Source organism: Candidatus Niyogibacteria bacterium CG10_big_fil_rev_8_21_14_0_10_46_36 (assembly GCA_002772995.1).
Lineage (GTDB): Bacteria > Patescibacteriota > Minisyncoccia > 1-14-0-10-42-19 > 1-14-0-10-42-19 > 1-14-0-10-46-36.
On sequence record PFCO01000001.1, the window covers coordinates 190,555 to 198,309 of the forward strand.

Consider the following 7,755-nt stretch of genomic DNA (forward strand, 5'->3'; position numbering starts at 1 on the left):
CGGCTTTGTTTTTTACGCACGAGAGAAGTATGATTCTCCATGGCATGCTATTTCTTCAAGTGCCTGAGGGTTAACAACGCGCGTTTGCGCTATTACATACCTATCACAGAACACCCTACTTATTGCTTTATATGGCACTTTTGCCGCGGCATTGCGCGGAAGCTCTTTGATGGCAAATATGCGTTCGGGTTTTGCTTGCGGATTAACAATATCCGCAACTACAGATCTAAGCGCCGCCTCATCCGTTTCGGTCAGCCGGTCTTGCCCCTCAAGAATAACAAAACATATTATTTTGTTTTCTGAATTTTTATCTGGAATGCCGACGGCAATCGCTTCCATAACCCGGAACTCTGCCGCCCGGAAACCAATGAGCGCGCTTTCTATATTTGCCGGAGAAAATTTTATCCCATTTTTATTAATAATGTCGTCGCTCCGCCCCCGCATGAATACAAACCCGTCTTCGTCCATTTCGGCAAAGTCACCGTGCGCCCAGACGCCGCGAAAGGCAGAAAAATATGTTTCCTGGTAGCCTTCCTCGTCAGCATAAAATCCGCGGGTCATAGATGGAAAGGGATGCGTGCAGACAACCCGGCCGGTTTCGCGCCGCACCGATTCCCCTTTTTCGTTGAATATATCTCCGCCCATGCCAAGCGCGAACACGCCGACACTTCCTATTTTGCAGGGGATATTCGGAAGATTTTGCGCAAAACAGCCCAGCATCTCCGTGCCGCCGATAATATTATTTATCGGGCACTTTCCCTTCCCAAACACGGAAAAGAACCACTCCCAATTTTCCGAAAAAAGAATGGAGCCGGTTGAGCCGAGTATCCGTAACGAAGAAAGGTTAAAATCATCTCCGCTTATATGATTCTTGCGGAGCCCCGCTATAAAACCGGGCGTTGAACCGAAGATGCTTACTTTATATCTTTCTATGATGCCAAATATCCTATCGGGCTTTGGATACGAAGGGGCGCCCTCAAAACAGACGAGCGTAGCGCCAAAATGCAGCGCACCGACAATCTCCCACGGCGCCATCATCCAGCCGAAATTTGTCATCCAGTAAAAGACATCGTCTTCTTTGCAGTCAAATCCAAACCCCACCTCTTTGCATATCTGCGCAAGCACTCCGCCATGCGTATGAAGAATACGCTTTGGCTTTTTCCCCTTTTCCCGCGTTGTTCCGGAGCTAAAAAGCATAAGGGCTACATCTTCGGCATTGCACCGTTCCGTGCGCGCTATCGTGCTTTTGCCCTGCTTGCAAAAATCATCCCAGAAAACACTTCTCATTTCTTTCTTTCCGAAAACAAACGGGGAAAACGGACTATGAGGCGCATCGTTCTCAAACACAACAATATGCCGCACCGAAAAAATATCGGAAACACCCTGATGAATTTTTTCCAGAGTAAAGTTTTTTCCGCCATACGAATAACTATCGGCCATAAAGAACATTTTTGCCCGCGCTATTCTCACATGGTCAACAATATCTTTTGTCCCGTCAGTGCTCGTGGTCGGCGCCATTTGCATGCACACCGCCCCAATCTTAAAACACGCGAACATGACCGCTATAGAATCGATTGATATTGGCATGCACATCCCTACAAAATCGCCTTTCCCTATGCCATGTGCTTTCATGGCGGAAGCAATAGTATCAACAAGTAGCTTTAGCTGCCAAAATGTGATTGCGCGCTTCTTCCCAGATTCGTGCTCATAGCATACGCAGACCTTACTCCCAAGCCCGCGTGCAATATTCCGCTCAATGCAGTTGTTATAAATATTAAGCTTTCCGCCGATAAACCATTTGGTATGAGAAATGCCTTCTGTGTCATCATAAAGCTTAGCGTACGGCGTAAACCACCGAACACCTAAAAATTCCATCGCACGCGGCCAGAACCATTCTATATCGTTTGATGCCTCGAGTAATTCTTGCCACGATGAAATTTCATAACGCTGCATAAAGCGTGCAACGCGCGACTCATTCAGAAAATATTCATTCGGTTCCCATATATATTTTTCGTCTGCCATTTTCAAAGGCCTCCTTGATTTTCAGAAAAACCATACCACAAAAAATACAAAAAGAAAAGCCGAGAACAGAAGTGTTCTCGGCTTTGGTTGTAATCAAAGATCAATCCAGCGCTGGAGTGTTGCGTACTTGCCCTGCGCGCATTCCGGACAATCTTCCTTTTTATATACCGGTATGTCTATTTGAATCGTGGAATAGAATCTGGAACCAAATTCCCGTTCCACTTTTTCTACCAGCCCCGTTGTACCTTTCGCAAATACGGCAGCTGCAACGGGATAGGCCTGGCATTGCTTTAAAAAGCTCGGGAGACGGTCTCCGATACATCTTCCCTGGGCACTCATGCCATTAAACATAAGCGCTCTGCCGAACGGTACCATTTTCCCGCCTACGACCTTATTCCCAAACCGTCCTGTAGGATGATATTCCCAGAGTGCATATTGTTTTTTGAATTCCCTCGCTAATATCTTCGCAATCTCCAGCACACCGGGCTGTGCGGGCGCAAACACAAAATCAAAATCTATTTTTTCGCGCCGTATCCAGCTGCATATGTCTGTCGCAACAAACATCCAAAAATCATTATCTCGGTCTTGCGACAAAACCTTTTCTATCATAAAGAACCGCGTGAGATGCGAACCATCACAATCAGCCGGGTATAACACATGCACATCATCAAAGAAAATATCTTTTGTCCGCAAGATCATATTCATGACGCCCAAATCAAATGTTTCCGATACCGTCTTGATATATTGTTTCATAATCTCTCCTTACCGTCCGTAGATATCAGCAGGGTCCGGCATGTCTACCACTTCAATTGTATTCGTCAGTGATCCGAGTCCTTCCGCTTCCATTGTTATGGTATCGCCTTCTTTTAGCCACGGGTGGTTCTTCTTATCATCCGCGATAGAGCCGTTGCCTACGGTACCCGAACCGATAAGCATGCTCTCATGAAATCCTTGATTCATGCGCCCCATAAAGACAATGACTTCAGCAAACGACCAGTTTTTCCTCTCGCCTGTTTCCGGGTCTTTAAAATATATCGTTTCAAAATTCGTTCTTGCACGAATTTCACCGTTCACTTTCAAGCGCATCGGCATATGAAACACACCGTTTACATCCATGTTCAGATCGCGCCCATGCGCGCATACATCTCCAAACCCCTTGTCAGCGATTCCTTTTGAATTGCTGACGCCAAGCGGGAGCTTCATGTCTATCCCCTGGAAGTCTCTGCAACTTGCGTCATTGAAGATGCAGAATATCATATGGTCTCGGACATGCGCTATTGCTTCTTTTCTATCAGTTGTTTTTATGGGTTTTAAAAACATACCGATTATTTCAAATTCGTAATCCTTCTTTTGGACAAACGATGGGAAGCGGATTGTTTCGCCGGAATGACGCATCTTATCCTTTTCTATCTGAAGCGCGTAATAATACGGGCGCTTATACCATTCGCCGGGGACAGGTATCCCCTTTTTCCCGCGGATTTGCGCCATATGCTCTTCAAACCCGAGCGTATCAATCATATACCCGTCCGTTTTCTCCAATATCGAATGCACCTGGGTCATTGCTCATCTCCTCGTATATATTTATCAAACTACACTGTAGTTTATATACAATAATTCAGCGGGAAAGTAAAGAGCCGAGAACATGTCTCGGCTCGTTGTTTTTATTTTTCTTTTTGTGATTCCTGATATTCTTCCCAGCTTTCGTACCACGAACGCTCATATCCAGGGACACGTATGCGCTCGCCATCTTCACAGAGAAGCAACGGCTTCGCTGCCTCAAACATAATAGCAAGCTCGTCGCGCCACTCCGCCCGTTCTGGCGTCTTCCAATTATGAAGTGCGTGTATCTGCGGACCATGCCATACGCCCTGAGGATGAAGTGTCATGTCTCCTGCTCCAATAGCGCTTCCTTCACGCGCTTCGTAATCGCGTGCGTAGAACAATGCCTCCTCCCACTGATTTAAGTGATTGTATGGAAGCGAATGTACATAGCGCGGGCCGAGCACGGAAAGAACTGCACTCATATCCTTTGCCGCAAATAATGCGAAGTTGGACGGATCGGGGTGAATAGCTGTGGTGTAAGCAAAATGGAGATCGCTTGCGTGGATTGCAAACGGGTACACATACCCTCTCCACGCTACGCACTGAAATGGCGTTTCTGGGTACACAATCCGGTTCCATTCGTTGTCCCGTTTTACAAAAACAGCATAACTCTTGTCCATACCACCGGACGGACTATTGTCAGGATTATCAAATTCGCTCAGATAATCGGGGTTTGGCAAACGAACATCTCCGGAGCTGTACGGAATATCAATATTATCTATAACTCTCCGCTCAGGCGCCTCAAATCCTCCGGCGCTTTCCATGCCAACCATGATGACTTTGCCGCCCACCGTATCATTGGTAGCCACAAACTTATGGCACACTCGTGCGGGGATGTATATAAAATCGCCAGTGCGAAACTCTATCCAGCCAAGCGATGTAGCACACACTCCATTCCCCTGGTGCACATACCACACTGCATCGGCATCCATATTAAGAACCCGGTTTGTCTCGCCATGACGGCTTGTTTCGCCCGCATTCAGCACAATTACATGTATCATGACCTGCTTGTCTGCTGTGCTTAACAGTGTATGCGGATGTGATCTCGGAGCAAGCTTTTCCGCTATTTTGAATGCCTGCGGATATATATTGCTTGAACCCCCTGAGAATGAAAAACCCATATCATATGCCTCTATCTCTTTTATGAGTGTTGGGGGCTTTTCCATATATAGCTCAGTTAAAAATCCTATCTTCCCGACATACAAGCCTTCGCGTGGAGCGCCATTCATCTTTTTAAGTAAAGCTTTATAGTTCCCGCTTCGTGCCATTTCCTTTTCTGGAAACGGTTCCGTGGTGATAGTTCTTATCGGCATACTGCCCTCCTCGTTGTATACAATTTTTAAAATGCCATTGCCCAAAAAGGTATCACGCATTTTCTTATGTGTCAAGATAGACAAAACATGGAATATATTTTACGATATTACGAATTTAACAACGAAATACACAAAAGGAGATACAGCACCTCATGCCAAAAAAGAAACCCGAAAACAAAACATCCGGCACCGGAAAAATGTTTGAAGGCGCGAAAGATTTTCTGCCTATCATGGGTACCGACTATGTTGAGTTTTATGTCGGCAACGCTAAACAAGCCGCCCACTACTACCAGAGCGCCTTCGGTTTTCAGCCGCTTGCATACGCCGGCCCCGAAACGGGAGTAAAAGACCGCGCGTCATATGTATTACAGCAAGGCAAAATACGGCTCGTATTTACCTCCGCGCTTTACAGAGACTTTGATATAGGAACGCATGTGCTCCGGCATGGCGATGGCGTAAAAGTTATCGCACTCGGGGTAGAAGACGCGAAAAGCGCATTTGAAGAAACTGTAAACCGCGGCGCGTATCCGTACATGCCACCAACGCTTCGCCGAGACAAACACGGAAGCGCGCTTCTCTCGGGCATTCATACTTATGGGGACACGGTGCATGTTTTTGTAGAACGCAAAAATTATACCGGTCCGTTTCTGCCCGGATACAAAGAATGGCAACCCGCCTACGCCCCTTCGCCCGCTGGCCTAACATACATTGACCATATGGTCGGCAATGTAGAGCTCGGAAAAATGAATTACTGGGTAACCTGGTACGAAAAGACAATGGGGTTTTATAACTTCCTTACCTTTGACGACAAACAGATACACACCGAGCATTCCGCGCTCATGAGTAAAGTGATGGCGAACGGGAACGGACGCATCAAGTTCCCGATAAATGAACCTGCGCCGGGGAAAAAGAAATCACAGATACAAGTGTATCTTGATTTTTATGGAGGGCCGGGCGTGCAGCACATTGCAGTAGCCACCGATAACATTGTTAAAACCGTAAGAAAACTGCGGAAACGAGGCGTAGAGTTTCGTTCCCGCCCGCCGGAAACATATTACCAAGAAGTGCCGAACCGTATCGCAAAACACAAAGCTTTGTTCAAGGAAGACTTAGAGGAATTGGCAAACTTAGGAATTCTTGTGGATGCCGACGAAGACGGGTATCTCCTCCAGATATTCACCCAGACCCAGATGGATCGGCCAACGCTTTTCTTTGAGATAATCCAGAGAGCGGGCGCAAAAGGATTTGGTATTGGAAACTTTAAGGCACTCTTTGAATCCATAGAAAGAGATCTTGAGTTGCAAAATCTAGTATAACCACAAAGCCGCACATAGTGCGGCTTTTATTATTGCACTGCGCGCATCGTGCATGATACGCTCAATGAGTAAGAATTTACCGCAAAGGAGACGTAACGACATGAAATATTCTGACAAGCGCATTTATCTTGCAGGCCCCGATGTGTTCCTTCCTAACGCAATAGAAATAGGAGAAAAGAAAAAAGAAATCTGCGCGCGTTATGATTTTGAGGGAGCATTCCCTCTCGATAACGAACTTGCCCTGGACGGCCTTGAACCGAATGAGATGGGTATTGCAATCTATGACGCAAATGTGGATGTAATGGAATCTTCTGCATTTGTTATCGCAAACATGACACCCTTCCGCGGACCAAGCATGGATGTAGGCACTGCGCACGAAATGGGACACATGCGCGGATTAAAGCGCCCGGTGCTCGGATATCGCAATACCACGGAAACATACGCCCAGCGCATCTTTCATTTTTTTGGAGAAAAACGCCGCCACTCCGCCCATCCGGAAGAAGGCGGGCACGTCACTGACCCAAAAGGTGTGACGATAGAAAACTTTGGCCTCGGCGATAATCTCATGGTTGATTGTTCCGTTATCAGAAGCGGATTTGTGGTCATAGAAAAAAAAGTGCCACACAATGAGCACTTCACGAACTTAGAAGCATTCAAGCGATGCGTGGAGCTTCTCTACGAATACTGCTCAACTTCGGTATAAAAAATAATCCCTGCATGTATGCAGGGATTTTATTTTTATAGTTTTTCTATCTCTTTCAGGTCGTGGTCAGGCAGCCACAAGATAAAAAATCCGAGAATAATGCCGCCGAACGCGGTCCATGTGTGACTCCCTCCAAATATCATCAAATCCAAACCATCAAGCGCGTACCAAATCCCCCGCCAGATAAGAACCAGCCCCAACACGACCGAAAAAATACGCGCGAATCTCCCGATAGTTAACTTTTTCTTATTCCAAAACGTCATAATTCAATTTTTCTTTGCTTTTAATTTTCCTGCGAGTGTCGCGCCCGCAAGCACCAATAAAACGCTTATCCAAAAGAAGGGTTCGCCGTAATAGGCAAGAATCGGGCCGAATGGGTCTTCGTGCCGCAACAAAGGCAAAAACGCAGCGATATCAAGAGCAAATCCTGTCAGTATCATAACAACACCGAACTTTACCCCCTCCTTTGCGCTTGAGGTTGTTTTTGGCGAACGAAAATACCAGAACGCAAACAAAACAGAAAACACAACGGATGTTACCGCGCCCACATACCACATGACCGCCGGGATTTCTTGGGTTTCGGCAAAGTCGATGCCCATAAGAACGCCAACGACACTGCCCACTACAAAGGACGCAAGATACGCAAGAACACTTATGCCGATAGCTCGCTTAAGATGCATATAAATATAGTATAGCAAATGTAATGCAGAAATATTAACCTTTGCGCGAACCTTTTTCCAATCGCGAAGCGATTGACCTTTCCACGCGTCGAGCGCGTGGTGGCTCTGAATCTGATCGT

7 protein-coding genes and 1 pseudogene (1 of these 8 only partly in view) are annotated in these 7,755 nt (G+C 46.5%); 2 read left to right on the forward strand and 6 right to left on the reverse strand.

Features of this window, described 5'->3' with window-relative positions:
• Positions 1-12: 12 nt before the first annotated feature.
• The 4 genes from COU47_01000 to COU47_01015 all read right to left on the reverse strand — a co-directional run bounded on the left by COU47_01000 (position 13) and on the right by COU47_01015 (position 4,997).
• Positions 13-2,022, reverse strand: a complete 2,010-nt coding sequence (locus COU47_01000; GenBank protein ID PIR69995.1) for a hypothetical protein — start codon at positions 2,020-2,022, stop codon at positions 13-15.
• 93 nt (positions 2,023-2,115) lie between these two features.
• Positions 2,116-2,775, reverse strand: a complete 660-nt coding sequence (locus COU47_01005) for a hypothetical protein (GenBank protein ID PIR69996.1) — start codon at positions 2,773-2,775, stop codon at positions 2,116-2,118.
• Between the two features lie 9 nt (positions 2,776-2,784).
• Positions 2,785-3,582 (reverse strand): hypothetical protein, encoded by a 798-nt coding sequence (locus COU47_01010; protein ID PIR69997.1) that lies wholly within the window; start codon positions 3,580-3,582, stop codon positions 2,785-2,787.
• Positions 3,583-3,683: 101 nt separating this feature from the next.
• Positions 3,684-4,997, reverse strand: a complete 1,314-nt coding sequence (locus tag COU47_01015; protein PIR69998.1) for a hypothetical protein — start codon at positions 4,995-4,997, stop codon at positions 3,684-3,686.
• A 92-nt stretch (positions 4,998-5,089) separates the two neighbouring features.
• Between COU47_01015 and hppD the strand changes: the two genes are divergently transcribed.
• Positions 5,090-6,253: a 4-hydroxyphenylpyruvate dioxygenase gene (gene hppD / locus COU47_01020; GenBank protein PIR69999.1), complete on the forward strand. Its 1,164-nt coding sequence runs from the start codon at positions 5,090-5,092 to the stop codon at positions 6,251-6,253.
• A 52-nt stretch (positions 6,254-6,305) separates the two neighbouring features.
• Positions 6,306-6,956, forward strand: a complete 651-nt coding sequence (locus COU47_01025; GenBank protein ID PIR70000.1) for a hypothetical protein — start codon at positions 6,306-6,308, stop codon at positions 6,954-6,956.
• Positions 6,957-6,991: 35 nt separating this feature from the next.
• On the opposite strand, the gene COU47_01030 is transcribed toward COU47_01025, so the two are convergent.
• Together COU47_01030 and COU47_01035 are read right to left on the reverse strand one after the other, a co-directional pair.
• Positions 6,992-7,219 (reverse strand): hypothetical protein, encoded by a 228-nt coding sequence (locus COU47_01030; protein ID PIR70001.1) that lies wholly within the window; start codon positions 7,217-7,219, stop codon positions 6,992-6,994.
• A 3-nt stretch (positions 7,220-7,222) separates the two neighbouring features.
• Positions 7,223-7,755 (reverse strand): annotated as a pseudogene (locus COU47_01035) (hypothetical protein) (it continues 19 nt past the right edge of the window).